22 protein-coding genes are annotated in these 24,853 nt (G+C 51.7%); 9 read left to right on the plus strand and 13 right to left on the minus strand.

What is annotated here, in order from left to right:
- Positions 1–209: 209 nt before the first annotated feature.
- Positions 210–2,240, minus strand: coding sequence for an alpha-amylase (locus MPHASIOC01_RS01195; protein ID WP_353613778.1), 2,031 nt, complete (start codon positions 2,238–2,240; stop codon positions 210–212).
- Positions 2,241–2,551: 311 nt separating this feature from the next.
- On the opposite strand from MPHASIOC01_RS01195, the gene MPHASIOC01_RS01200 reads away from it, so the two are divergent.
- Positions 2,552–3,373, plus strand: a complete 822-nt coding sequence (locus MPHASIOC01_RS01200; RefSeq protein WP_074388795.1) for a protein bax — start codon at positions 2,552–2,554, stop codon at positions 3,371–3,373.
- A gap of 91 nt (positions 3,374–3,464) precedes the next feature.
- Here the strand turns inward: MPHASIOC01_RS01200 and xylR are convergent, their stop codons facing one another.
- The 4 genes from xylR to xylF form a co-directional block, all read right to left on the minus strand.
- Positions 3,465–4,640 carry a D-xylose utilization transcriptional activator XylR gene (xylR, locus tag MPHASIOC01_RS01205; protein ID WP_064597661.1) on the minus strand — a complete coding sequence of 392 codons (1,176 nt, stop codon included), beginning with the start codon at positions 4,638–4,640 and terminating at the stop codon, positions 3,465–3,467.
- Between the two features lie 101 nt (positions 4,641–4,741).
- Entirely contained in the window at positions 4,742–5,923 is a 1,182-nt protein-coding gene (gene xylH / locus MPHASIOC01_RS01210) for a xylose ABC transporter permease XylH (RefSeq protein WP_064597662.1), read from the minus strand.
- A complete protein-coding gene (locus MPHASIOC01_RS01215) occupies positions 5,901–7,442 on the minus strand; it encodes a xylose ABC transporter ATP-binding protein (RefSeq protein ID WP_353613779.1) in 1,542 nt (513 codons plus the stop codon). The genes xylH and MPHASIOC01_RS01215 overlap by 23 nt, the downstream gene beginning before the upstream one ends.
- 65 nt (positions 7,443–7,507) lie before the next feature.
- Positions 7,508–8,503, minus strand: coding sequence for a D-xylose ABC transporter substrate-binding protein (gene xylF / locus MPHASIOC01_RS01220; protein ID WP_353613780.1), 996 nt, complete (start codon positions 8,501–8,503; stop codon positions 7,508–7,510).
- 370 nt (positions 8,504–8,873) lie between these two features.
- Here xylF and xylA point away from each other — a divergent pair, with 370 nt between their 5' ends.
- Both xylA and xylB read left to right on the plus strand, forming a co-directional pair.
- Positions 8,874–10,196, plus strand: coding sequence for a xylose isomerase (gene xylA / locus MPHASIOC01_RS01225; protein ID WP_353613781.1), 1,323 nt, complete (start codon positions 8,874–8,876; stop codon positions 10,194–10,196).
- A 133-nt stretch (positions 10,197–10,329) separates the two neighbouring features.
- Complete coding sequence (gene xylB / locus MPHASIOC01_RS01230; protein WP_064598039.1) at positions 10,330–11,784, plus strand: xylulokinase; 1,455 nt, start codon at positions 10,330–10,332, stop codon at positions 11,782–11,784.
- A gap of 5 nt (positions 11,785–11,789) precedes the next feature.
- On the opposite strand, the gene MPHASIOC01_RS01235 is transcribed toward xylB, so the two are convergent.
- Positions 11,790–11,960, minus strand: coding sequence for a hypothetical protein (locus MPHASIOC01_RS01235; protein ID WP_353613782.1), 171 nt, complete (start codon positions 11,958–11,960; stop codon positions 11,790–11,792).
- Positions 11,961–11,973: 13 nt separating this feature from the next.
- Between MPHASIOC01_RS01235 and MPHASIOC01_RS01240 the strand changes: the two genes are divergently transcribed.
- Positions 11,974–12,525, plus strand: a complete 552-nt coding sequence (locus tag MPHASIOC01_RS01240) for an isochorismatase family protein (RefSeq protein ID WP_353613783.1) — start codon at positions 11,974–11,976, stop codon at positions 12,523–12,525.
- A gap of 5 nt (positions 12,526–12,530) precedes the next feature.
- A complete protein-coding gene (locus tag MPHASIOC01_RS01245) occupies positions 12,531–13,484 on the plus strand; it encodes a helix-turn-helix domain-containing protein (RefSeq protein WP_353613784.1) in 954 nt (317 codons plus the stop codon).
- Here the strand turns inward: MPHASIOC01_RS01245 and MPHASIOC01_RS01250 are convergent.
- Positions 13,447–14,442 (minus strand): acyltransferase, encoded by a 996-nt coding sequence (locus tag MPHASIOC01_RS01250; protein WP_353613785.1) that lies wholly within the window; start codon positions 14,440–14,442, stop codon positions 13,447–13,449. The genes MPHASIOC01_RS01245 and MPHASIOC01_RS01250 overlap by 38 nt on opposite strands.
- A gap of 263 nt (positions 14,443–14,705) precedes the next feature.
- On the opposite strand from MPHASIOC01_RS01250, the gene MPHASIOC01_RS01255 reads away from it, so the two are divergent.
- The 3 genes from MPHASIOC01_RS01255 to glyS all read left to right on the plus strand — a co-directional run bounded on the left by MPHASIOC01_RS01255 (position 14,706) and on the right by glyS (position 18,174).
- Entirely contained in the window at positions 14,706–15,023 is a 318-nt protein-coding gene (locus tag MPHASIOC01_RS01255; protein WP_197499270.1) for a YsaB family lipoprotein, read from the plus strand.
- A gap of 160 nt (positions 15,024–15,183) precedes the next feature.
- Entirely contained in the window at positions 15,184–16,095 is a 912-nt protein-coding gene (gene glyQ / locus MPHASIOC01_RS01260; RefSeq protein WP_036107088.1) for a glycine--tRNA ligase subunit alpha, read from the plus strand.
- Between the two features lie 9 nt (positions 16,096–16,104).
- The gene (gene glyS / locus MPHASIOC01_RS01265) at positions 16,105–18,174 is read left to right on the plus strand and encodes a glycine--tRNA ligase subunit beta (RefSeq protein WP_064597674.1); all 2,070 of its coding nucleotides are present in this window, start codon (positions 16,105–16,107) and stop codon (positions 18,172–18,174) included.
- Positions 18,175–18,273: 99 nt separating this feature from the next.
- Here the strand turns inward: glyS and MPHASIOC01_RS01270 are convergent, their stop codons facing one another.
- A complete protein-coding gene (locus MPHASIOC01_RS01270; protein ID WP_064597676.1) occupies positions 18,274–18,549 on the minus strand; it encodes an HTH-type transcriptional regulator in 276 nt (91 codons plus the stop codon).
- 296 nt (positions 18,550–18,845) lie between these two features.
- On the opposite strand from MPHASIOC01_RS01270, the gene MPHASIOC01_RS01275 reads away from it, so the two are divergent.
- On the plus strand, positions 18,846–19,556 hold the full coding sequence (locus MPHASIOC01_RS01275; RefSeq protein ID WP_064597678.1) for a DUF3053 domain-containing protein: 711 nt from the start codon (positions 18,846–18,848) through the stop codon (positions 19,554–19,556).
- Positions 19,557–19,612: 56 nt separating this feature from the next.
- On the opposite strand, the gene ghrB is transcribed toward MPHASIOC01_RS01275, so the two are convergent.
- The 5 genes from ghrB to MPHASIOC01_RS01300 all read right to left on the minus strand — a co-directional run bounded on the left by ghrB (position 19,613) and on the right by MPHASIOC01_RS01300 (position 24,801).
- Positions 19,613–20,593, minus strand: a complete 981-nt coding sequence (gene ghrB, locus MPHASIOC01_RS01280) for a glyoxylate/hydroxypyruvate reductase GhrB (protein WP_064597681.1) — start codon at positions 20,591–20,593, stop codon at positions 19,613–19,615.
- 29 nt (positions 20,594–20,622) lie between these two features.
- A complete protein-coding gene (locus MPHASIOC01_RS01285) occupies positions 20,623–21,903 on the minus strand; it encodes an MFS transporter (protein WP_353613786.1) in 1,281 nt (426 codons plus the stop codon).
- Positions 21,904–21,983: 80 nt separating this feature from the next.
- Positions 21,984–22,925 (minus strand): sugar kinase, encoded by a 942-nt coding sequence (locus MPHASIOC01_RS01290; protein WP_353613787.1) that lies wholly within the window; start codon positions 22,923–22,925, stop codon positions 21,984–21,986.
- Complete coding sequence (locus MPHASIOC01_RS01295; protein WP_064597685.1) at positions 22,926–23,675, minus strand: sugar phosphate isomerase/epimerase; 750 nt, start codon at positions 23,673–23,675, stop codon at positions 22,926–22,928.
- Between the two features lie 106 nt (positions 23,676–23,781).
- Positions 23,782–24,801, minus strand: coding sequence for a LacI family DNA-binding transcriptional regulator (locus tag MPHASIOC01_RS01300; RefSeq protein WP_353613788.1), 1,020 nt, complete (start codon positions 24,799–24,801; stop codon positions 23,782–23,784).
- Positions 24,802–24,853: the final 52 nt, after the last annotated feature.

Below are 24,853 nucleotides of genomic sequence, written 5' to 3' on the forward strand. Positions count from 1 at the left end.
TAGCGCCACAGATATCGATGTGCAAACCAGATAACTCTGTTGTCAGGTGAAATAAATGCCAGGGAAGTGTAAACAGGCAGCATAATATATTGCTGCCCATTTTTTTTAACAAATTTGCTATATCTTTTCTGGTGTCTGTTTGGTGGCTCTGACTCGGGGGAAAAAACCGGGACGGGTACTTGCCAGCCCGGGTATCGCCTTGCACCAGGTTATTGATTACCGGCCCAAACCACCATCACTTTGTCATCACCCAGAACACGGTTAAAACTGTAACCCTGCGCCTGGTGGAGGGTGGTTTGCACTCCTGCGCCAATTGCCGGGTGGCGGGCGCGAAATTGCCCCAGTTTTTGCCAGTGCGCCAGGGTCAGCGCCTCTTTGCCGTTAATATCCTGCCAGTTCATTTGTGAACGCGTGCCCTGCAGTGGGTCTGAACCGGTCGGGCCGAAGGGGCGCTCGGTTTCATCGCCATAGAAAATTTGTACGGCACCCGGCGCCAGCAGTAGCAGTTCTGCATTGCGCTGGCCTGCTTCACGGAACAGGCGAGTGTCATGGGAAGACAGATAACTCAGCACATTAAAGTTCTGCAGTTTTGCGGCCATGTTCTGCCAGGTCATATCCATAAATGCCAGGCAGTCTTTGGCACTGGATGCCTGATCCTGGTAGTCGAAGTTGATCATGGCATCGAAGCCGTGGCGGTAATAATCACTTTGCATGACGCCGTGACCCCAGGCTTCACCAGTCATCCAGAAAGGTGCGTCATCGATTTTTTTCGTCGGGTTAGCCTGTTTCCAGGCCTTGAGCGCGTTGGTCGCCTGGTCTTTAAGTTGCTGCCAGGCGGCCATCTCTACGTGTTTGGCGGTATCGACCCGGAAACCATCAATACCATAATCACGTACCCACTGGCTGAGCCAGTGGGTCAGGTAGTCGCGTGGTGTATAACCGGCAATAGCTTTGGCGTGGGTATCCGGTTTATGTGCATAGAAAACGGGTAACCCGGAAGGCGTGGTGGATTCCGTCTTGATATCGGGTAGAAAAGCCAGTGACATGGTCAGGTCGTCATAACCCGGGCTGTCGTAATCGCCAATATCTGTACGCACCCAGGCTTTTCCCCACCATTTTTGCCAGGCAGTTTTATCGCTGAAATTGATGTAGTCATTAAAGCTGTGCCAGGTCTGCCCGGGGCCGGGCGTCCAGTCGGTCCAGTTTTTACCCAGAATTTTATCCCGCTCCGCTCCTTTCAGATACAGTGCGCCGAACTGGTATTGCTGCATATCCGCAAGAGTTGCATAGCCAGTGTGATTCATCACCACATCAAACAGCACCCGAATACCACGCTGATGGGCACCGTCGACCAGGCGGCGTAAGTCCTCTTCTGTGCCCATATTGGCATCCAGCCTGGTCCAGTCCATGGTGTAGTAGCCATGATAGGCATAATGCGGGAAATCGCCTTTGGTTCCACCACCCACCCAGCCATGGATTTGCTCCAGCGGTGAGCTTATCCACAGTGCATTCACACCCAGTTTTTGTAAATAATCGAGCTTGCTGGTCAACCCTTTCAGGTCGCCGCCGTGGAAGGTGCCAATTTCCTGCATGCCATCGGATTTGCGCCCGTAGCTGTGATCATTGCTGGGGTCACCATTAACATAGCGGTCAGTCAGCACAAAGTAGACAGTTGCGTTATGCCAGGAAAAAGGCGCTGCATGGCGTGTTTCTGCGCTTTCCAGCAGAAGCAGGCCGTTACTGTTTGCTGCAGGCATCAGGGTGATATGCCCCTGGTGTACAATAGCTGTGTCGCCACTATAGAAATCTCGCACGGTTGAGCCTTCCGGGAACGTACTGCTGACATCAACGGTGAGTGGCTTACCATCCCAGCGCGGGCATTGCCGGGTGACATTCTGTGGCGCAGCGGTGGTGCTGTCGACACTGAGCAACAGGGTGGGTGTGCCAGAGCGAGTATCTATCTGCACATGATAAGTACCGTCACGAAACAGACGCCATTGTGGTGGCGTGCCTTTGCAGGGCTCCAGCGACAGGGTTTGGTTGAGCTTGATACTTTCAGCCGGTTGCCAGCACTGGTCCCCCAGGTGCAGGGCAAGAGGCAGCGCGCCTTTTTTCAACGCGCCCTGGCTCTGAAACTGGCCTGGGTGTGTTTCCTTAAATTCAGGCAAGCCGGGGGCATTCCAGCCTGCCAGAGCACTGGTGGCCGGGAAAAGCAGTAGGGCAAGGTATTTTATGTTCATCGGAATGTCCTGGTTTTTTCTGCTCAGTCTGGCATGGCGAAAAAAACAACGGTTCATCCTGAAGTAAACGTGAAGGGGGAGGAGAAGGAGGGGGGAGAACAACAGACACAATTTTTTGCTATTTCTGCGAACTGCCGCCATTTTTTCCCTATTTTTTTCTGCGATAAGATTATTCCTCATAATAACCTTTCGGATTTGTACTATTCCCGGAAGGTGCAAAATTGCGCTATTTTTGCTAAAATTCGCTGCTGATTGTTTATTTATTTTAAAAAATAAGGTGTTGGGAAAATGATATCCGACCTGGAGACCTGATGATGTCGACACGTATACGACGATACGGGGCGACGATTCTGATGTGTTTCACCCTGGGATTTTCCGGCGGGGTTCTGGCAAAGAAACATGAAACAACAACGAATCATAAGCCTCATGTAACAAAGGTTCATGGCAGTAAGCAGGCGGTTAGTAGTAAACAAGAGTATTCTCGCAATAGTGCAAGCAGTTCACTTCCTGATTTGCGAAAATACCCTTCCGGAGCAGCAAGAAAAAAAGCATTTCTCCGGACTGTAATGCCGTATATCAACCGCCAGAATGACGTAATTCTTGCTGACCGTGAATGGTTGCAGCAAAAACGCTATGCCGGGCACTGGACGGCTGCTGAGCGTGCTCGCCTGAAAGGGCTGCTTCGCCAGTACAATGTGTCCTGGCGTGGCGATACGCGCCATGTGCCGTGGAACACATTGCTGGAACGCGTTGATATTATTCCGACCAACATGGTGGCAACGATGGCTGCGGCGGAAAGCGGCTGGGGTACATCAAAGCTGGCGCGTGTGAACAATAACCTGTTTGGTATGAAGTGTGGGCGTAGTTGCTCAGGCAGCAACGGTAAAGTAAAAGGGTATTCACAATTTTCGTCTGTAGGCGAATCTGTGCAGGCTTATGTCCATAACCTGAATACGCACCCGGCTTATGCCTCATTCCGCGAGTCGCGTTCGCAGTTACGCCGGGCCGACCAGGAGTTAACCGCAGCGAACATGATTCACAAGCTGGAAGGTTACTCCACGAAAGGCAGTCATTATAACAACTACCTGTTTGCTATGTTCCAGAGTAACAAGCAGTTGCTGAATACTTACTGATAACCGGTAAAAACAGCACTGATGTGTGACAATGCCAGCCTCACTGTAATGTAGGCTGGCATTTTCTTTATGTTCACCCGTTAAGCCCCGTTCAGCATATTTCGCTGTGCACATCCCGGTACTCTTTAGGCGTGGTGTCGTAGCCCTTTTTAAATACGGAATAAAAATACTGCAGCGATGGGTAACCACATACCTGGGAAATTTCGTTAATCGACAGGCTGGTCGAGATCAGCAATGTCCGGGCCTTTTCCAGCTTTTCACTGTGAATCACCGAGTGGATAGTTTCCCCCACTTCTTCTTTAAAGCGTTTTTCCAGATTCGAACGGGAAATGCCGACTGCATCCAGCACCTGTTCAACTTTAATGCCCTTGCAGGCATGGTTACGAATGTAATGCATGGCCTGAATGACGGCCGGGTCGTGCAGTGAACGGAAATCAGTTGACCGCCGGGCAATAACCCGCACCGGAGGTACCAGGATACGTTGCAGAGGCGGTGTTTCGTGGTCGAGCAGGCGGTGCAGTACCCGGGCTGCCTGGTAACCCATTTGCCGGGTTCCCTGGGCAACGGATGATAATCCCACGCGCGACAAATAACGTGTCAGCTCTTCGTTATCAATGCCAATCACACACAATTTTTCCGGTACCGGAATATGCAGGTGTTCACAGGCCTGGAGCAGGTGGCGGGCGCGGGCGTCGGTAACGGCAATAATCCCGGTTTGTGGCGGCAGAGTTTGTAACCAGTCTGCCAGCCTGTTTTGCGCGTGTTGCCAGTTTTCGGGTGCGGTTTCCAGCCCCTGGTATATGACACCGCGGTATTGCTCTTTTTGCACTAACTGGCGAAAGGCATATTCCCGTTCACTGGCCCAGCGTTTACCGCTGGATGCAGGTAAACCATAAAAAGCAAAACGGTTCACTCCGCGCTCTTTAAGGTGCAGAAAGGCCTGTTCCACCAGAGCGTAGTTATCTGTGGCAATATAGTGTACCGGAGGGTATTGCGCCGGGTCATGGTAAGAGCCGCCTACACCCACAATGGGCACCGTGGTGCCCGCCAGTAATGTTTCAATTTCCGGGTCGTCGAAGTCAGCGATGACACCATCGCCCAGCCAGTCTTTAATGTTATCGATGCGGGTACGGAAATCCTCTTCGATAAAAATATCCCATTCAGATTGAGAGGCCTGCAGATATTCACCCACACCTTCGACAACCTGGCGGTCGTAGGCTTTATTGGCATTGAATAACAGCGTAATGCGATGACGTTTCTCAAACATTTTCGTTGTTCCTGATGATAAGTCTTTCCCTGAATATCATAAGACACACAAAGCCGGGGTGAATGCCCTGGCTTTGTGTGATCCTTTGCAGATTAATAAAGTTATGCGCGGCGTTTCGTTGCTGAATCCATCCATACAGCCAGCAGTAAAATGGCGCCTTTAACGATGTACTGCCAGAATGTCGGTACATCCATCATACTCATGCCGTTATCCAGTGCAGACATAATAAATGCCCCCATCACCGCACCTGCCACACTGCCAATCCCGCCAGCCAGACTGGTACCGCCAATAACGCAGGCCGCAATGGCATCGAGCTCAGCAATATTCCCGGCGGAAGGTGAACCTGCCCCGAGCCTGGCGCTCAGAATCAGGCCTGCCACCGCAACCATCAGGCCATTAATGGCAAACACGGCCATTTTGGTGCGCTCGACATTGATGCCAGACAGGCGCGCGGCTTCCAGGTTGCCACCAATTGCGTAAATCCGGCGACCAAAAGCGGTGCGGGTAGCCATGAACATGCCCGCCAGTAGCAGCAGGGCAAGCAACAGCACGGGTGTTGGCACACCACGGTAATCATTGAGCAGCCAGATAGCCCCCAACACAATAATTGCGGTGAACGCCTGGCGGCCCACCGCAGACGCCGATGCTGGTACACCGAGGCCCATAGACTGGCGACGCATACGCCCACGCCATTGCCAGGCGATAAATACCATCAGTCCCAGGGTGCCGCAGATAAAGCCAATACCGTCGGGTAAATAGCTCTGGCCGATTTGTGACATAGCATGGCTGGTGGGTGCAACCGTTGTCCCGTTAGTGATCCCAATCAGGATGCCGCGAAAAGCCAGCATACCGGCCAGGGTGACAATAAACGACGGCACTTTGCGGTAGGCAACCCACCACCCGTTCCATGCCCCCAGCAGCAGACCCAGCACCAGTGTGGTGATAATCGTCAGTGGCAGAGGCCAGCCCAGCCAGACATCGCAAATTGCCGCCACACCGCCCAGTAAACCCATCATAGAGCCGACGGATAAATCAATTTCCGCCGAGATAATCACAAACACCATGCCAACCGCCAGAATACCGGTGATGGCGGTCTGGCGCAGCAGGTTAGAGATATTACGGGCGCTCATATATGCGCCATCCGTCATGGCAGTAAAGAACAGCATGATGACGATAATGGCGGCAATCATGACAAAGACTTGCAGGTTCAGTGATTTCAGCCCGGAGAAAGGGGATGAGCCCGGCGCCGTGAGTTTCATTTCAGACGAGTTGCTTTTCGACATGGTGGTCGCTCCTCAGTGCGGCTTCCATCACCTGTTCCTGTGTCAGGTTATGGTTAACCAGGTTTGCTTTGAGTTGCCCTTCATGCATGACCAGAACCCGGTCACTGAGACCGAGTACTTCAGGCAGTTCAGATGAGATAACAATGACGGCGATACCCTGTTGCACCAGATGATTAATCAGCTTGTAGATTTCATATTTGGCCCCGATATCAATGCCACGGGTGGGTTCATCCAGTATCAGAATGCGCGGATTGAGCAGCAGGCAGCGGGCAATAATCGCTTTTTGCTGGTTGCCGCCACTTAGCCGGCCAATAGCGAGTTCCACAGAAGAGGTTTTCACCTTCAGGCGTTTGATTGATTGTTCAACACAGTGCTGCTCTGCGGCGTCATTCAGGGTGGTAAGGGCGCCAGAAAACTGGCTGAGTGCTGCCAGGGTAATGTTTTGTCCTACCGCCATGACCGGCACGATGCCATCTTTTTTCCGGTCTTCCGGCACCATTGCAATGCCGTGGGCAATGGCCTGCTCGCAGCGGCGGATCGCCACTTTTTCCCCTCCAATATATATATCGCCCTGCCAGCGGCCAGGCCAGACGCCAAACAAACACTGCACGGCTTCTGTTCGCCCGGCACCAACCAGCCCGGCAATCCCCAATATTTCGCCTTTGTGCAGGCTGAAGGAAATATCATTCACCCGCTTAATATGGCGGTTTACCGGGTGCCAGGCAGTAAGGTGTTCAACCCTTAAAACTTCGTCACCGGTCTGGTGTGGCTCACTGGGATAAAGTGCGGTGAGTTCCCGGCCAACCATCATGGCGATAATGTCGTTTTCTTCTACCTGGTCGGCATCACGGGTGGCAATATGCTGCCCGTCGCGAATCACACAAATAGTATCGGATATCGCTTTGACTTCATTTAGTTTGTGGGAAATATAAATACAGGCAATACCGTGGTTTTGCAGGTCGCGAATTATCTCCAGCAAAATGGCAGTTTCCTGCTCGGTCAGTGACGCTGTAGGTTCGTCCAGGATCAGCAGGCGTACTTGTTTATTCAGGGCCTTGGCAATTTCGACCAGTTGCTGCTGGCCTAACCCCAAATCCCCTACCCGGGTGTCAGGTGAAATAGCCAGGCTCACCTGGTTGAGTAATTTTTCACATTTGACCGTCATCGTGTCGTAATCCATTACGCCATGCTGTGTGATTTCATTACCCAAAAAGATGTTTTCCAGAACGGTCAGGTGTTTTACCAGCGCCAGTTCCTGGTGAATGATGGCAATCCCTTTCTGCTCAGTGTCGCGGATATGCGCTGGTTTGAGTTGCTCGCCAGCAAACCAGATTTCACCCTGCCAGGTGGGGTGAGGATAAATACCGCACAGTACTTTCATTAATGTGGATTTCCCGGAGCCGTTTTCCCCACATAACGACATGATTTCGCCCGCATTGAGTGCCAGGCTGACGTTATCCACGGCTTTTACCGTACCGAACGCCTTGGTAATATTTTTCATTTCCAGCAAATAAGGCATAACGCTGTTCCTCAATATGCTTCCTCAGGCAAGAGCGGTTACCCGCGCATGCGCGGGCCCGGCGTTCAGAGATCGCTTTGTTTGTGGAAACCATCTTTTATAACTGTGTCTTCAATATTGCTTTTATTTACTGGAATTGGTGTTAATAAACGGGAAGGGACATCTTTCATGCCGTTGTTTAATGTGGCGTTTGATTGAGGTTGTTTACCATTACCCAGTTCGACGGCAATTTCTGCAGCGGTATTTGCCAGTTGCTTGATGGGTTTGTAAACCGTCATGGTTTGTGTGCCCGCCATTATACGTTTAACTGCGGCCAGGTCTGCATCCTGCCCGGAAATGGCAACTTTACCTGCCAGCCCTTGTGCAGCCAGTGCCTGAATGGCACCACCTGCAGTAGCGTCATTAGAAGCAACCACCGCGTCAATGTTATTTTTGTTGGCTGTCAGCGCATTTTCCATAATTTTCAGCGCGTTTTCCGGCAGCCAGCCATCTGCCCACTGGTCGCCAACAATGTGAATTTTCCCACTGTCAATAAAGGGTTTTAATACCTTCATCTGCCCGGCACGGAACAGTTTGGCATTATTGTCTACCGGGGAGCCGCCCATCAGGAAATAATTACCTTGGGGCACTTTATCCACCAGACTCTGTGCCTGTAATTCTCCTACTTTTTCATTATCAAAAGAGATGTAGAAATCAATATCGGCATTATTAATCATGCGGTCATAGGCTAAAACTTTAATGCCTTCTTGTTTCGCTTCGGCAACAACGTTGCTTAAGACTTTTCCGTTGTAGGGAATAATAACCAGTACGTCAACGCCACGATTTATCATGTTTTCAATTTGTGACATCTGTGTTTCTTCATTTCCGTTAGCGGATTGAACAAATACAGATGCACCAAGAGATTCTGCTTTTTTAACAAAGATATCGCGATCTTTTTGCCAGCGCTCCAGACGCAAATCGTCAATAGCCATGCCGATTTTTATCTCTTTCGCCAGGCTGTTAAGGCTGGTGGCCAGCAGTGCAGAAGCACAGATTGTTAGTAAAATGTTCTTTATCTTCATGGTCTTAATGCCTGTTTATGTATGTAGGTTTGAGGGATTTAAAGAATAATTAACATCTGCAGACGAAGGGAATTGTTATCGTGGAGGCACAAGCTTGCAATTATCTATTTTTATCTTGCTATTATGTTTTTTGGTTTAATTGTTGGTTTTATGATGGAGATCCTGTTTCATATATTCGCCATAATTATGTTTTCATTTGGAAATAAAAAATGTCTGGCGGGTGTTAATAAAATAGTGTTTTGAGAGCTGGCGCACAGTTGGGTATTCTCTTAATCGCAGTGTGAAATAACGTAATTGAGGAAGCTGTCTGGAGTAACCAGGATGAATGCATGGTTGTTAATACCTCCTTTACTTGATTACGGAGTCCACTATGCAGGCTTATTTCGACCAACTTGAACGAGTACGTTACGAAGGCCCTAAAACCACTAATCCTCTGGCTTTTCGCCACTATAACCCTGATGAGCTTGTATTAGGTAAGCGCATGGAAGACCACTTGCGTTTTGCTGCCTGCTACTGGCACACCTTCTGCTGGAATGGTGCGGATATGTTCGGTGTGGGGGCGTTTGACCGCCCATGGCAGCATCCCGGCGATGCACTGGCTGTGGCGCGCCAGAAAGCCGATGTCGCCTTCGAGTTTTTCCAAAAACTGGGTGTGCCTTACTACTGCTTCCATGATGTGGATGTGGTGTCGGAAGGTGATTCGCTCAAGACTTACCAGAGCAATTTCCAGCAAATGGTTGACGTGCTGGCGGAAAAACAGCAACAGAGCGGTGTGAAACTGCTGTGGGGCACTGCCAACTGCTTTACCAACCCGCGTTATGGTGCCGGTGCTGCCACCAACCCGGACCCGGAAGTCTTCGCCTGGGCAGCCACACAGGTTGTTAATGCCATGAACGCCACACACAAACTGGGCGGCGAAAACTATGTGTTGTGGGGCGGGCGTGAAGGCTACGAAACCCTGCTCAACACAGACTTACGCCAGGAGCGTGAACAAATTGGCCGTTTCATGCAACTGGTGGTGGAACATAAACATAAAATTGGTTTCCAGGGCACATTGCTGATTGAACCTAAACCACAGGAACCCACCAAACACCAGTACGATTACGACGTGGCGACGGTATATGGCTTCCTCAAACAGTTTGGTCTGGAAAAAGAGATCAAAGTTAACATTGAAGCGAACCACGCCACACTGGCAGGCCACAGTTTCCACCATGAAATCGCGTCTGCCATTGCACTGGGTATCTTTGGCTCGGTGGATGCTAACCGTGGCGACGCGCAACTGGGCTGGGATACCGATCAGTTCCCGAACAGCGTGGAAGAGAATGCGCTGGTGATGTATGAAATAATCAAAGCGGGTGGCTTTACCACCGGTGGGCTGAACTTTGATGCCAAGGTGCGCCGCCAGAGTACCGATAAATATGATTTGTTCTATGGACATATCGGCGCAATGGATACCATGGCGCTGGCGCTGAAAGTAGCGGCACGCATGGTTGAAGATGGTGAGCTGGATAAACGAGTTGCGAAACGTTATGCAGGCTGGAACAGTGAATTTGGCCAGCAAGTGCTGAAAGGCCAGCTCAGCCTGGAGCAAATTGCACAATATGCAGCACAGCATAACCTGGCACCACAACACCAGAGCGGCCACCAGGAACTGCTGGAAAACCTGGTGAATACCTGGGTGTTTGACCGTTAAGGGCCAGGGGGGCCAGAAAGCGCCCCGATAAAATCAGGCAGGAGGATACGCGGTTTATGTGCTGGCGTATCCTCTGTGCTATCTGCCTGGCGGGGATATGCACGTTGTTTATTGCCGGGAGGGTGTGGCGGAAATGTATATTGGTATTGATTTAGGTACATCCGGCGTTAAAGCCATTTTATTAAGTGAAGAAGGGACGCTGTTAGCAACCCAAACCGAGTCGCTGACAGTGTCGCGGCCACACCCGTTGTGGTCGGAACAGGATCCTCTGCAATGGTGGGCGGCAACCGACCGGGCGATGAAAATGCTGGCCAGGCAGCACGCTTTGCAGGGTGTAAAAGCAATCGGCCTGACCGGGCAAATGCACGGTGCAACCCTGCTGGATAACCAGCAAAACATTCTGCGCCCGGCAATTTTGTGGAACGATGGGCGCTGTGCCGCAGAGTGCGCGCAACTGGAGCAGGCGGTACCAGCTTCCCGCAAAATTACCGGCAACCTGATGATGCCGGGGTTTACTGCACCCAAGCTGTTGTGGGTGAAAAACCATGAACCAGAAATTTTTCGTCAGATAGACAAGGTACTGTTGCCCAAAGACTATTTACGCCTGTGTATGACAGGTGATTATGCCAGCGATATGTCTGACGCAGCCGGGACTATGTGGCTGGATGTGGCTCGGCGTGACTGGAGTGATGAACTGCTGGCAGCCTGTGGCCTGACGCGCGATAACATGCCCGCATTGTATGAAGGCAATGAGATTACCGGGCAACTCCATGCCGGGCTGGCTGATGCCTGGCAAATGCCGGTAGTCCCCGTTATTGCGGGTGGTGGTGACAATGCCGCAGGGGCTGTCGGTGTCGGTATGGTGGATGCCGGGCAGGCGATGCTGTCATTAGGCACGTCGGGGGTTTACTTTGCTGTCAGTGAAGGTTTCCTGAGTAAACCAGAAAGCGCAGTGCACAGCTTTTGCCATGCCTTGCCGGAACGCTGGCACTTAATGTCAGTTATGCTGAGTGCTGCTTCCTGCCTTGACTGGGCGGCAAAACTAACCGGGCAGCCTTCAGTACCTGCTTTACTGGCTGCGGCAGAACAGGCCGATGATACGGCCGGCGCGCTGTGGTTTTTACCTTACCTTTCCGGCGAACGTACTCCACATAATAATCCTGCTGCCAAAGGTGTCTTTTTTGGCCTGACGCACCAGCATGGCCCGGAGGAACTGGCGCGGGCAGTGCTGGAAGGTGTGGGATATGCCCTGGCTGATGGTATGGATGTGGTGCACAGTTGTGGGCTGAGCCCGGAAAGCATCACCCTGATTGGCGGTGGTGCGCGCAGTCCTTACTGGCGGCAGATGCTGGCAGATATCAGTGGTCAGGTGCTGGATTACCGCACCGGGGGTGATGTTGGCCCGGCTTTGGGTGCAGCAAGGCTGGCACAGGTGGCGTTAAACCCGCATGTGCCGTTATCCGCATTATTGCCGCAGTTACCCCTGGAGCAGCGCCACCACCCGGATGTAACGCGTAACCGGCAGTATGCAGCACGCAGAGAAACTTTCCGCCAGATTTACCGGCAACTTGCACCACTGATGGTGTGACTATGTCAGACTTCTGAGCATAACCGGCGGTGCCGGGCGAATTCAGCCCTGTGCCGCCGTTTTTTCATGCGGGTTTCGCTGTTGTATCCGCCTTGTCCGCCCGTATCCCTGTTCTGTCCGTTTTTGGTATTCGCCAGGCCATTTTTTCTTGCCAGAATGGCTTCAGGTTTCCACATGAGGCGAATCACCATGGCACGTAGCGCATTACTGAATATCGATACCCAATGTTCCTTTTTCCAGCGTGATTTCTGGGAAGACAGTAATTTTGCTGATTTTTCCCGGAACATGAATACCCTGATTTCGGGTTGCTCCGAGCGCCAGATCCCGGTGGTGGATATTTTCCATGTCGATGAAAGCGGGCTGTTCTCAATTGCGTCCGGTTTTGTCACACCGATGCCGTTTTTAACCCATAAACCCACCACAACTTTTCATAAACATGTGCATAATGCTTTTACTGATACCGGGCTGGATAACTGGCTGCGTCGCCAGAATATCGACCATGTGATTATCTGCGGCATGCGTACCGAACAGTGCTGTGAAACTACGGCCCGGGTAGCATCCGACCTTGGCTATCAAGTGACCTTTGTCAGTGAAGCTACGCTGACATTTGCTATGACCTGGCAAGGGGTTACGCTGGACAGCGATGCGTTACACCACCGTACGGAGACGGTGTTAACCGGGCGTTTTGCCACAATAAGCACAGTTGCAGAGTGTCTCGCGGGTTTAACTATGCAGGAGTAATGACAATGGCGGTGGATGTCTGGTTTGTGGTGCTGCCCGGGGTACTGGCGTTAGATTTAACTGGCCCGGCGGAAACCTTTGGGCTGGCAGGGGATGCGTTTCGTCTGCACTATATTGGGCCGCAACCGGAAGTGGTCAGTTCTATAGGGTTGACACTGGGTGGTATCGCGCCATTGCCAGATGCCCTGCCGCCTGGCAGCCTGCTGGTTATTCCCGGCGTGACGGACTCCTCACAGCATTTCGCCACCCCGGAGGCAGAGCAGGTCCGGCGCTGGCTGACTCGCCTGCAACCCGCCATTCATCACCAGCAACTGGCGCTGTTATGTATTTGTTCCGGGGCATTAATGGCCGCCAGGGCCGGGTTATTACACCAGCGCCAGTGCACCACTCATCATGACGTGATAGCGCGCCTGAAACAGGCGGCACCGGACGCACAGGTGAAAACCAACCGGATTTTTGTTGCAGACCGGGGTATCTGGACCAGTGCCGGCATTACTTCGGGTATTGATGTCAGCCTGCATTTAATCAGCCACCTGTGCGGCCCACATCAGGCGCTGGAAGTTGCCCGTGAAATGGTGGTGTGGTTCCGGCGCGCCGGAGATGACCCGCAACTCTCGCCCTGGCTGCGTTACCGCAACCACCTTCACCCGGCATTGCACCAGGCTCAGGATTTGTTGTCTTCTGCGCCACAACAGCCGTGGTCGGTTCCTGCCCTTGCGCAACAGGTTCATATCAGCGCTCGCCATCTGGCTCGCCTGTTTCAACTGCATCTTGGCGTAACGGTACGGGATTATATTGAACAGTTGCGCCTGGCGTTGGCAGAACAATACCTGCGCCAGGGGTTGCATGGTGAGCAGGTGGCGCTCAAAGCGGGTTTTTCATCCCGCCGCCAGTGGCAGCGGGCATTACTTCGTGTACCGGCTAACTCACCCATCGTTTACGATCCGCCCACTGGGTAACTGTTGCCAGAGCCAGGCTGCCGGCAAGTGTCGCGCTGAATATCCACAACATGTCCAGCAGTGGATAGCGGGTAATTTCGATACCCCGGGTGCGCAGAAAATGGATGAAAAAGGCGTGGAAACCATAAATGCCCAGTGAATAGCGTGCAATGGTGGCAAGGCCGGGTACCGGGCCACTGCCCAGCGTATTTTTTACCAGGATAAACAGGCTGATTGCGGCGAGCAGCACCAGCGGGCTGGCATAACGATACCAGGTGTCCGCGAAATTGCCATGGGTATGTAAGGCATGTTGCGTCCCTTTAATAATCCCCACCACACAGGCGATAAAACCTGCCAGTGCCAGCAAAGTAACCCAGCCCCGTTCAGTTTGTAGCTGCCCCAGTGAATAACCCAGCACACCGTACAAAATGTAGTAGAACACATCGCCCTGAATATAGAGGTCGACAGGCAACAGGCGGGTATGCCAGCCATAAACGGACAGCATATTGGGGTTGGCAATGACACCTAACACAGCAATCAGCAGAAGCAGAGCAGGCGCACTGATTTGCCGGGCGTTGATTAATGGTGACAGCAGGTAGAGAACGAACAGCGCGTAAAAAAACCACAGATGATAAAACACGGGTTTTTGCAGAATATGCAGCCATGCCTGCCAGGCGTTAATACGTGTGAGTGTGCTCATGTAAAGCAGCGCAATGGCACTGTAAAACACCAGACACAAGAATAAACGAACGATATGCCGGGGCTGGGCGCTTCGTTCACCAAAGAACAGGTAACCTGAAATCATGAAGAATAGCGGCACACAGACCCTTGATGCAGAGTTCAGGACATTGGCAACATCCCAGGTCATCAGGCTGACTTTATCGACATTGGTGAGATACCAGGTTGTGGTGTGAATAACGATAACCATCAGGCAGGCAATACCGCGCAAGTTGTCAATCCAGGCGACTTTTTGGTTCATCCGGTCCTCAGTTTCCGTGAATGTACAGCCAGTGTGTTGGTTGAAGCCAGTTTTGCCTCCAGGAAAAAACTGAGTTTCCTGTGGGTGGCTTGCATCAGTCAACCCCGCCCTGCACACTGGTGAACTATTACTGACATAGTGATGCGACTGGGCAGAAAACCCGGCCTGTGGTTACCTGCGCTCCATACCCTTTCGCGGCTGGCCGTGTGTAGTTTGTTGGCACGAGGCGCGTCGCATGAACCAACCGTTTTGATAAAGAATTTATGATGACTGCGCTTTTTAGACGGCCCGTGGCCGGGTTGCTATTGCCCGTTTGCCTGCTTCTGGCAGGATGCCAGAGTGCTTCCCGGCCTGACCACACATCGTCTCGCCACTTTACGCCAGTTCCGGTTGAAATGATGGCGGCACAATGCCTGGGTCAGGTCACCAGGCGTTACAACACACGGCCCGACACTGTTATATTCGATGCTCCGGAAGCTTTCCAGCGTAGTTATGAGATTCGTGGCGCTACTCAACGCCATGAGCGTTTTACCTGCACTTTTGACGATACCGGGAAGTTTGTGTCGTTATCTATGCGTTGATCGCCCGGTTAAGCAGGAAAAGTGCGCATAACGCGTTGTTCTTTGTACGGTACAGATGATGTGTAAGGTTTTGTCGGAGGATTTGGGCTGTATATCTTGCGCCCAACGGGTATACTGACCGCTTCTTTATAAACCCACTCGTATCGCGTGCGAAATCAACATGCAAAAGTTTGATACCAGGACCTTTCAGGGCCTTATCCTTACATTACAGGATTACTGGGCTCGCCAGGGCTGTACCATTGTTCAACCGTTGGACATGGAAGTTGGTGCAGGCACTTCTCACCCAATGACTTGCCTGCGGGCACTGGGGCCAGAGCCCATTGCCGCCGCTTACGTACAGCCTTCTCGTCGTCCTACTGATGGGCGTTATGGCGAAAACCCGAACCGCTTACAGCACTATTATCAGTTCCAGGTGATAATCAAACCGTCACCGGACAACATTCAGGAACTCTACCTTGGCTCGCTGAAAGAGCTGGGCATGGATCCCACTATTCACGATATCCGCTTTGTTGAAGATAACTGGGAAAACCCGACACTGGGTGCCTGGGGGCTGGGCTGGGAAGTTTGGCTCAATGGGATGGAAGTGACTCAGTTCACTTACTTCCAGCAAGTGGGTGGCCTTGAGTGTAAACCGGTTACCGGGGAAATTACTTACGGCCTGGAACGCCTGGCGATGTATATCCAGGGCGTTGACAGCGTATATGACCTGGTGTGGAGCGATGGCCCGCTGGGGAAAACCACTTACGGCGATGTATTCCATCAGAACGAAGTAGAACAATCTACCTACAACTTTGAATACGCCGATGTGGATTTCCTGTTTACCTGCTTCGAGCAGTATGAAAAAGAAGCGCAGCAACTGCTGGCACTGGAAAAACCGCTGCCATTACCTGCCTATGAACGTATTCTCAAAGCGGCTCACAGTTTTAACCTGCTGGATGCCCGTAAGGCCATCTCGGTGACGGAGCGCCAGCGCTATATTCTGCGTATCCGTACTCTGACTAAAGCTGTGGCTGAAGCCTACTACGCTTCTCGTGAAGCGCTGGGTTTCCCTATGTGTAACAAGGACAAGTAAGAGGCTGCCATGTCTGAAAAAACCTTTCTGGTGGAACTTGGCACTGAAGAGTTGCCACCAAAAGCCCTGCGCAGCCTGGCCGAGTCTTTTGCTGCGAATTTTACCGCTGAACTGGATGCGGCTAATTTAGCCCATGGTGAAGTTCAGTGGTTTGCTGCACCGCGCCGCCTGGCGCTAAAAGTTGTGGCCCTTGCGGCGACACAACCCGATCGCGAGCTGGAAAAACGCGGCCCGGCAATTGCTCAGGCCTTTGATGCCGAAGGTAAGCCGAGTAAAGCGGCTGAAGGCTGGGCCCGGGGTTGTGGTATTACGGTTGATCAGGCTGAACGCCTGGTGACTGATAAAGGCGAGTGGTTGTTATACCGTGCTCATGTGAAAGGCGAAACCGCAGAGAAATTATTGCCTGCGATGGTCAGCAATGCGCTGTCTAAGCTGCCTATCCCTAAACTGATGCGTTGGGGTGCTTCTGACGTGCAGTTTGTGCGCCCGGTGCATACGCTTACGCTGCTGTTGGGCGATACCGTGGTGCCTGCCACCATTTTGGGTATCGACTCTGGCCGAGTGATTCGTGGTCACCGCTTTATGGGCGAGCCAGAATTCACTATTGATAATGCCGACCAGTATCCGCAAATTCTGTTGGAGCGCGGCAAAGTCATGGCGGATTACGCAATGCGTAAGGCCAAAATTAAGCAAGATGCCCAGGCTGCAGCCAGCCAGATTGGCGGTAACGCCGACCTGAGCGAAAGCCTGTTGGAAGAAGTGGCTTCTCTGGTGGAATGGCCGGTTGTGCTGACCGCGAAATTTGAAGAAAAATTCCTCGCGGTGCCTGCCGAAGCGCTGGTTTACACCATGAAAGGCGACCAGAAGTATTTCCCGGTGTATGACAACGACGGGAAACTGTTGCCCAATTTCATTTTCGTGGCAAACATTGAATCCAAAGACCCGCAGCAAATTATCGCCGGTAACGAGAAGGTAGTTCGTCCTCGCCTGGCGGATGCGGAGTTCTTCTTCAATACTGACCGCAAAAAACGCCTTGAAGATAACCTGCCACGCCTTGAAACCGTGCTGTTCCAGAAACAATTGGGTACGCTGCGTGACAAAACTGACCGTATTGAAGCGTTATCTGGCTGGATTGCTCGCCAGATTGGCGCGGATGTCACCCATGCTACGCGTGCGGGTTTGCTGTCCAAGTGTGACCTGATGACCAACATGGTGTTCGAATTCACCGATACGCAGGGCGTAATGGGGATGCACTATGCGCGTCATGACGGTGAAGCGGAAGATGTGGCTGTTGCCCTGAACGAACAGTATATGCCGCGGTTTGCCGGTGATGACCTGCCGTCAAGCCTGGTTGCCTGTGCTGTGGCTATCGCCGACAAAATGGACACACTGGCTGGTATTTTCGGTATTGGTCAGCACCCGAAAGGTGATAAAGACCCGTTTGCTCTGCGCCGTGCTGCACTGGGCGTACTGCGCATTATCGTTGAGAAAAACCTGCCTCTTGATCTGCAAACACTGGCTGAAGAAGCGGTACGTTTGTATGGCGATAAACTCACCAACGCGCAAGTGGTGGATGATGTTATCGACTTTATGCTGGGCCGTTTCCGCGCCTGGTATCAGGAAGAAGGCCATGCGGTTGATACCATTCAGGCTGTTCTGGCGCGCCGCCCGACACGCCCTGCTGATTTCGATGCCCGCATGAAAGCTGTTTCTCACTTCCGAACGCTGGATGCGGCACAAAGCCTGGCTGCGGCCAACAAGCGTGTGTCCAATATTCTGGCAAAAACCGATGAGCCGCTGAATGAGCGGGTGAATGCATCGGTGCTGAAAGAAGATGAAGAAATTCGTCTGGCTATGCAGGTAACTGTATTGCGTGACAAGCTGGAACCCTATTTCGCAGAAGGCCGTTACCAGGAAGCGCTGGTGGAGCTGGCTGAACTGCGTGACACCGTGGATGCTTTCTTTGACAAAGTCATGGTCATGGATGAAGACCCGGCGCTACGCGTTAACCGTTTGACACTGTTAGAGAAATTGCGTGAGCTTTTCCTTCAGGTTGCGGATATTTCCTTACTGCAGTAAGGTTCTGGTCTGTTAAAAAACAAAAACCCGCCTCAAATATGGCGGGTTTTTTGTCACAGTTCAGGGTTTACAGGGAAAGGTAAAACAACACGTAATGTTTTATTGCAGTAGCGTTTTTTTTGCCTGAATCAGGCGCATTAATTTTAACTCGGTTGCGGTAGGTTGTGTACGCCGCTCTTCCCACTCCAGCACATGGGCAAGGGTAACTCCCATTGCACTGGCAAAATCATCAAGTTGCAGACCTGTGCCCTGACGTAATTGTTCGTATTCAGAAAAAATGCTGTTCCGGGTTGTCAGGCTGGCCTGAGGCATATCTTTAAAAATCATTTGCTCAAGGCTTGTTAGCAGTTCAGCTCCAGGGTCTTTTAATTCCATTGAGAACTCCTCAAATCTCATAGCGGAAATGGCATGCCTGTGGCACAGGGAATGAGCAAAAACAACGTGCATTTTCCGGGGCCGCATTTTTAATAATAGACGGAAAATTGCGTTCAACAGCACAATTCATGAACGAAAAATGCGTATCGGTTTTGTGGCTCTCAATGCGTCTGTCTGGCGAAGAAATTCGTCTGATTCATAAGGAAAGGCTATTCAGTGCGCGCTGTCTGGACTATCCTTGTGAACGTTGAATTTACGGTCGCGCTTGCGCGTTTTTAGGGTGTAAGGAGTAGAAAATGGCGACAGGAAAGTCCTGCTCTCGCTGGTTTGCGCCGTTTCTGGCGTTATTGATGGTGGTCAGTTTGAGTGGGTGTTTTGATAAAGAAGCTGATCAGCGTAAGGCATTCATTGATTTTCTGCAGAATACAGTGATGCGTAGTGGTGAGCACTTACCTACATTAACCACTGATCAGAAAAAACAGTTTGGTAACTTTGTTTCTGACTACGCCATTCTGTATGGCTTTTCCCAGCAGATGAACCAGGCGATGGATTCCGGTATTAAACCGCTGGTGGACAGCATCAATGGAATTCGTGCGCCGCAGGATTACATGACGAATCGCGATACGTTGCGCCAGATTAACGGTTCTCTTGGTGTATTAAGCCAGCAAATTCAGAATGCAAAAATGCAGGCTGACTCAGCACGTTCCGGATTGCAATTGGCTGATGACCTGAGACCGGTGTTTGACCAGGCGTACCAGAAAGTGGTTACGGCACCATCCAGTGCGGTCGCGGCACTCATTCCGGCGGCACAGGTCTTGTCTCAGCAACTGGTTCAGGTGGGGGATTTTGTGCAGCAGCAGGGCGAAAAAGTGAGCTTTGTGGCGAACGGTATTCAGTTCCCAACCACAGAGCAGGCCAACCAGTATAATTCATTGATTGGGCCGCTTACCGCACAACACCAGGCATTCAGCCAGGCATATTCCAGCGCGATGAGCGCAATGCAGTAAATTGCTTTTCCGCTCTGTGCCATAAACACAGAGCGGTTATTCCTGCCTTGTTTTCCTCAGGCCTGTTTTGCAACAGCCGGGTTCACGCAGTTTTTCTCAACCTTACCTTCCAGCGCATTAAGCAGGTTTTCCACTGCGGTGGCCGCCATATTGTAACGTGTTTCATGGGTGGCCGAACCAATATGTGGCAGGGCGACAACATTGGGCAGGCTCAGAAGTGGGGAATCCACCGGCAGAGGCTCCTGTTCGAACACATCCAACCCGGCTGCATGAATTTTGCCACTTTTCAGGGCATCAACCAGTGCAGGTTCGTCAATGACCGGGCCACGACCCGCGTTGATCAAAATGGCGGAAGGCTTCATCAGCGCCAGTTTTTCTGCATTCAGCACATGGTAAGTTTCATCGGTTAGCGGCAGGATACTGCACACAAAATCTGCTTCACTCAGCAGTGTATCAAGGTCGCAATAGCGGGCGCCAAAGCGCGATTCTGCTTCTGTGTGATGGCGGCGTGCGTTATACAACACCGGCATACCAAACCCAAAGTGCGCGCGTTGTGCCAGCGCCATACCAATGCGACCCATGCCAATAATACCGATAGTTTTATGGTGCACATCCACGCCGTACCAGTCTGGCCCAATACTGCTGGTCCATTCACCTTTTTTTACCCGCTCAGCCACTTCCAGTACCCGACGGGCCGTTGCCAGAACCAGTGTCATCAGCGTATCTGCCACAGTTTCGGTCAACTCGGTTGGTGTGTGCATCAGCAGGACATTACGTTGAGTGAGCGCATCGACATCAAAGTTATCGTAACCCACTGAAACAGTTGAAGCTGCGCGTAAAGCAGGCATGGCAGTCAACAGTGCTCCGTCCACTTTTCCCCCTGCACCTAACAAACCTGCAGCGCTGGCAAAAGCATCAGCATTGGCCTGAACAGTTTCCGGGCTCAGGTTCTTCACCTGGATAACGTCCACTTTTTCTTTCAGGCGGGCAACCAGGTTTTCGGGCAGTGTTTTATAGAGAATAATGGACGGCTTCATACAGGTCTCCGTGTTAATTGGGAATACAATCAGGCATGTTTCGCGCCAACGGGCAGTGGCTGAGGTTGCTCAGGCTTTACTATAAGAGTTAGCCATACTGAAACGAAAAGTGCCACTGCCATAAAGATGAATGAGGCTGACGGGCCACCAGTTACTCCATTGAGGTAACCCACAAACCATGAGCCACAGAAAGAGCCCAGTGCGCCCATGCTGTTAATCAGAGCCATTGCTCCGCCTGCGACATTGCGTGGCAACATTTCTGGAATAATGGCGAAGAACGGTCCATAAGGTGCGTACATGGCAGCACCTGCAACAACCAATAATCCCCAGGATACCCAGAAGTGATGGGAGCCAACAGCCCAGGAGCCGAGAAATGCCAGTCCGCCAATCAGCAGCAATGGCCAGACAAATAATTTCCGGTTACGCAGTTTGTCAGAGGCCCATGAGACAGCGATCATTGCCAGTGTCGCAGCCAGGTAAGGTACGGCAGACAACCAGCCAACTTCGACCATGCCCATATTTGTGCCAGCACTACGAATAATGGATGGCAGCCACAATACAAAACCATACACCCCAATACTCCAGGTGAAGTATTGCATGCACAGCAGAATGACATTGCGGGAACGGAAGGCTTCACTATAGTTACGAACTGCTTTGATATTCCGTTGTTCTTTATCTAACTGTGCCTGGAGTGCCTGTTTTTCATTATTTGTTAACCAGGTTACCTGGGCAGGTTTATCTTTTGCCAGCACCCACCAACAGAAGGCCCAGATAACCGCAGGGATCCCTTCAAGAATAAACATTTCACGCCAGCCGAATGACTGAATCAAATAGCCGGAGACCACAGACATCCACAGAACGGTTACCGGGTTCCCGAGGATTAAAAACGTATTAGCCCGTGAGCGCTCAGACTGAGTAAACCAGTTACTGATGTATATCAGCATGGCGGGCATCACAGCCGCTTCCACCACACCAAGAATAAAGCGAATGGCGGCCAGGGCTGGAATATTGGTAATGATGCCAGTGAATGAAGCGCATACGCCCCAGAGAACCAGACAGGTGAAGATTAATTTGCGGACACTACGCCGTTCAGCGTAGATAGCGCCCGGAATTTGAAAGAAAAAATATCCGAGGAAAAACAGTGCGCCCAGTAATGACGAGATCCCTTTGGTGATACCCAGATCTTCAGTGATCCCGGCGGCAGACGCAAAGCTGAAGTTTGCCCGGTCCAGATAGGCCAGGCTGTAGGTAATAAATACTACTGGCATGATACAGAGCCAGCGTTTGGTTGCATTTGTCGGGCTGTTCATACGCGTTCCTCTTCGGTTTTACGCTGAGACATATTCACCCTGTTGTGTAGGGTACAGGGTGGCAGGGTTTGACGACTAAATTACGGCTCCCTGAGCTGATTTCGGGTTGGCAATCCTTCGCTGTCTCCCTGAACCTGTATTGCCATTGCACCAATACGATTACCACGCAATACCGCCTGAGCTACCTCTTTTCCTTCCAGTAGTGCGCTGACGGCACCTGTTGCGAAGCCATCTCCGGCACCTACCGTATCAACGACTTTTTCTACAAATACTGGCGGAACAGCACCCTGCTCATCGTTAGCTGTTTTGTACCAGGCGCCGTCTGCCCCGGTTTTAATCATGACTATTTTGACGCCATGGTTGAGATAAAAATCGGCAATGGCTTCCGGTGAGGTGGCACCCGTGAGGCAAATACCCTCTTTCAGCCCGGGTAAAAACCAGTCGGACTGAAATGCCAGTTGATTAATTTGCTTTACCATTTCAGCTTTGTTGGGCCACAGTACCGGGCGCAGGTTCGGGTCGAAGGAGACTGTTTTTCCAGCCTCTTTCATGACGCGGGAGGCGTGATGTAGCAGTTCCAGTGAACTTACAGATAGCGCCGCAGCAACGCCGGTAAGGTGAAGGTGGCGGGCACTGAGAAAATAGTCTGGCGAGAAGTCAGCCAGGCTCAGGTGGCTTGCGGCGGAATTTTTGCGAAAATATTCCACGATGGGATCGGTTCCATTTTCGGCCAGCGATTTCACCTGAAACCCTGTAGCATGAGATGCGCCCTGAGTGACATGCTGGCTGTCGATACCTTCTTTAGCCAGTTGCTGCAGGATAAAACGCCCAAAACTGTCAGCGCCCACCCGGCTGACCCAGCCAACACGCAAACCGAGGCGAGCCAGGCCCGTTGCGACATTAAGTTCAGCTCCAGCCACGCGTTTGATAAAGTGTTCTGCTGTGGCTAAATCTCCGGCCTCGCGGGCCACAAACATCGCCATCGCTTCACCGATAGTGACCACATCCAGTGCAGTATTCATTTAAACCTCCCGTAATTGCGCGACATAGTGGCGTGTTACAGCAGCCAGATCTTTCCCGGCAAGTGGGAACTCAATACCGCGTGGTACATCTGACGGTAGTTGGCGCAGCAGAGCCATCCAGTCTGGTGAAGCTTCATCCGGCGCGATAGCACGATACCGGTTGTGATGGAGAATGGCTGCTTTGACATGGATATAACTCACGCCATTTGCCAGGAACTGTGCTGCTATTGCAGGCGTTTCACCTGTCCATAACCAGTTGGCCATATCGAAAGTCAGGCGGACAGGAAGATGTTCTGCCTGAGCGGCTTGCCAGAATGATTGCATTGGTGCGAGCTTACCTGCACTTGTCTGGTCATTTTCAACAACAACAGGGACTGGCGAGCCTGCCAGTTGGCTGTTGAGCCCGCTAAGAGATATGCCGGGTTGGTACTCACCCAGTGAAAATTTGATCCAGCGAGCCTGTAATTGCCGGGCTTCGAGTAAAAATGTAGGAAGTTGTGGATTAACTTGCCCACCAGAAGTGAACAGGCCGTGCGGAACGGAATAACAGGCAAACAGGCCTTGTGCGGTAATCGAATGAGCTAACTGGCTTAATGTATCCAGTTCCTGAGGGGAGAGTAATTCCCGGCGTATTTCAATGCCGTCTGCACCCGCTGCGGCGATAGTAGGTAATAACCCGCTTTGCCCTCCGGCTTGCCTGACCTGGTCCTGACCGTAGGCTGAGGCCACTACGATTATCTCTCTTGCCATTATGTTGTCCCATTCCAGCGTGTTCTGTTGTTATAACGCTAAATGGAACCGGTTCCATTGGGAAGTTTGTGACTGCTAATTTATGATCTCAGTCACGAACAAAATTTCAGCAGGAGGTGGACCCCCGGATGATAAGTACGCCATCAAAGGTGCTTTCTTTGACGGATGATTTATCGCCTTCGATGCGGCTAATAACTTGATTTAACGCACAATACCCCATGTCCCAGGTGGGTTGTTTGAGGGTGGAGATCCCGACACCTGCCAGTTCTGCCCACTCCAGTTCATCAAAGCCTAACAGGCCGATATCACTGCCCCAGTTTAACCCTACGCGCCGAAGTGAGCGCGCAACCTGAAGAGTAAGTGAGCCATTCGCGGAAATAATGGCTTTGCGCATTCCCCGGTAGCGGGAATGGAAATTACGCAGTATGTCATCGATTTGGCTGGCATCATGTAGTGGTGCCTGGGCATTTTCAGCGGCCACGCCCTGGTGCTGGCTGGTGGTTTGGCGAAAAGCATCAAGGCGTTCCCGGCGGGTATTGACTGTACCTGTAGGCTCACTGATAAATAAAATAGCTTCAAAGCCTTGCTGGATGAGGTGTTCGGTTGCCTCTTTGGTAGCTTTTGCGTTATTCAGACCCACAACATCACAGGCAAAACCGGGAATTTTTCTGTCGATTAATACCATGGGCAGGGCCGATTGCTGCAGGCGGTTAAGCCCTTCTTCGTTCATACCCACCGCATTAACTACAATTCCTTCAACCTGGTAGCTTTGCAGTAAGTCGAGATAATGCTGCTCCTGGTCCAGTTCATTGTTGGTATTACACATCAGCAGGGTAAACCCTTTTTCCCGGCAGGCTGCTTCAATTCCGCTGAGAATATCTACTGAATAAGGATTAGTAATATCTGCAATGATCAACCCAATTAACCGGGTACGCCCGCGTTTAAGGCCGCGTGCCATTTGGCTGGGGCGGTAATCGAGCTGTTTTATTGCAAATTCGATGCGTGCTTTCAGGTCGTCAGACAAGAGGTGTTGTTCGCCATTGAGGTAACGCGACACACTGGTTTTCCCTGTTTTGGCCGCTTTTGCTACATCGCTAATGGTTGCCCGCGCCACCCTGGTATTCATACAAACGCATCCTCGTTGAGGTGAAAACACTGATGATGGCACAACGACCGGG

It is taken from the genome of Mangrovibacter phragmitis (assembly GCF_040429585.1).
Taxonomy (GTDB): domain Bacteria; phylum Pseudomonadota; class Gammaproteobacteria; order Enterobacterales; family Enterobacteriaceae; genus Mangrovibacter; species Mangrovibacter phragmitis.

Excerpts from the sequence above, each read along its gene's own strand:
- xylH (WP_064597662.1), bottom strand. The coding sequence starts at position 5,923 with ATGTCGAAAAGCAACTCGTCTGAAATGAAACTCACGGCGCCGGGCTCA.
- MPHASIOC01_RS01255 (WP_197499270.1), top strand. The coding sequence starts at position 14,706 with ATGATGACTGCGCTTTTTAGACGGCCCGTGGCCGGGTTGCTATTGCCC.
- MPHASIOC01_RS01235 (WP_353613782.1), bottom strand. The coding sequence starts at position 11,960 with ATGTGGAAACCTGAAGCCATTCTGGCAAGAAAAAATGGCCTGGCGAAT.
- MPHASIOC01_RS01240 (WP_353613783.1), top strand. The coding sequence starts at position 11,974 with ATGGCACGTAGCGCATTACTGAATATCGATACCCAATGTTCCTTTTTC.
- MPHASIOC01_RS01195 (WP_353613778.1), bottom strand. The coding sequence starts at position 2,240 with ATGAACATAAAATACCTTGCCCTACTGCTTTTCCCGGCCACCAGTGCT.
- glyQ (WP_036107088.1), top strand. The coding sequence starts at position 15,184 with ATGCAAAAGTTTGATACCAGGACCTTTCAGGGCCTTATCCTTACATTA.
- MPHASIOC01_RS01290 (WP_353613787.1), bottom strand. The coding sequence starts at position 22,925 with ATGAATACTGCACTGGATGTGGTCACTATCGGTGAAGCGATGGCGATG.
- xylR (WP_064597661.1), bottom strand. The coding sequence starts at position 4,640 with ATGTTTGAGAAACGTCATCGCATTACGCTGTTATTCAATGCCAATAAA.
- MPHASIOC01_RS01300 (WP_353613788.1), bottom strand. The coding sequence starts at position 24,801 with ATGAATACCAGGGTGGCGCGGGCAACCATTAGCGATGTAGCAAAAGCG.
- MPHASIOC01_RS01270 (WP_064597676.1), bottom strand. The coding sequence starts at position 18,549 with ATGGAATTAAAAGACCCTGGAGCTGAACTGCTAACAAGCCTTGAGCAA.
- MPHASIOC01_RS01215 (WP_353613779.1), bottom strand. The coding sequence starts at position 7,442 with ATGCCTTATTTGCTGGAAATGAAAAATATTACCAAGGCGTTCGGTACG.
- xylF (WP_353613780.1), bottom strand. The coding sequence starts at position 8,503 with ATGAAGATAAAGAACATTTTACTAACAATCTGTGCTTCTGCACTGCTG.
- MPHASIOC01_RS01245 (WP_353613784.1), top strand. The coding sequence starts at position 12,531 with ATGGCGGTGGATGTCTGGTTTGTGGTGCTGCCCGGGGTACTGGCGTTA.
- MPHASIOC01_RS01295 (WP_064597685.1), bottom strand. The coding sequence starts at position 23,675 with ATGGCAAGAGAGATAATCGTAGTGGCCTCAGCCTACGGTCAGGACCAG.
- MPHASIOC01_RS01285 (WP_353613786.1), bottom strand. The coding sequence starts at position 21,903 with ATGAACAGCCCGACAAATGCAACCAAACGCTGGCTCTGTATCATGCCA.
- glyS (WP_064597674.1), top strand. The coding sequence starts at position 16,105 with ATGTCTGAAAAAACCTTTCTGGTGGAACTTGGCACTGAAGAGTTGCCA.
- xylA (WP_353613781.1), top strand. The coding sequence starts at position 8,874 with ATGCAGGCTTATTTCGACCAACTTGAACGAGTACGTTACGAAGGCCCT.
- ghrB (WP_064597681.1), bottom strand. The coding sequence starts at position 20,593 with ATGAAGCCGTCCATTATTCTCTATAAAACACTGCCCGAAAACCTGGTT.
- MPHASIOC01_RS01200 (WP_074388795.1), top strand. The coding sequence starts at position 2,552 with ATGATGTCGACACGTATACGACGATACGGGGCGACGATTCTGATGTGT.
- xylB (WP_064598039.1), top strand. The coding sequence starts at position 10,330 with ATGTATATTGGTATTGATTTAGGTACATCCGGCGTTAAAGCCATTTTA.
- MPHASIOC01_RS01275 (WP_064597678.1), top strand. The coding sequence starts at position 18,846 with ATGGCGACAGGAAAGTCCTGCTCTCGCTGGTTTGCGCCGTTTCTGGCG.
- MPHASIOC01_RS01250 (WP_353613785.1), bottom strand. The coding sequence starts at position 14,442 with ATGAACCAAAAAGTCGCCTGGATTGACAACTTGCGCGGTATTGCCTGC.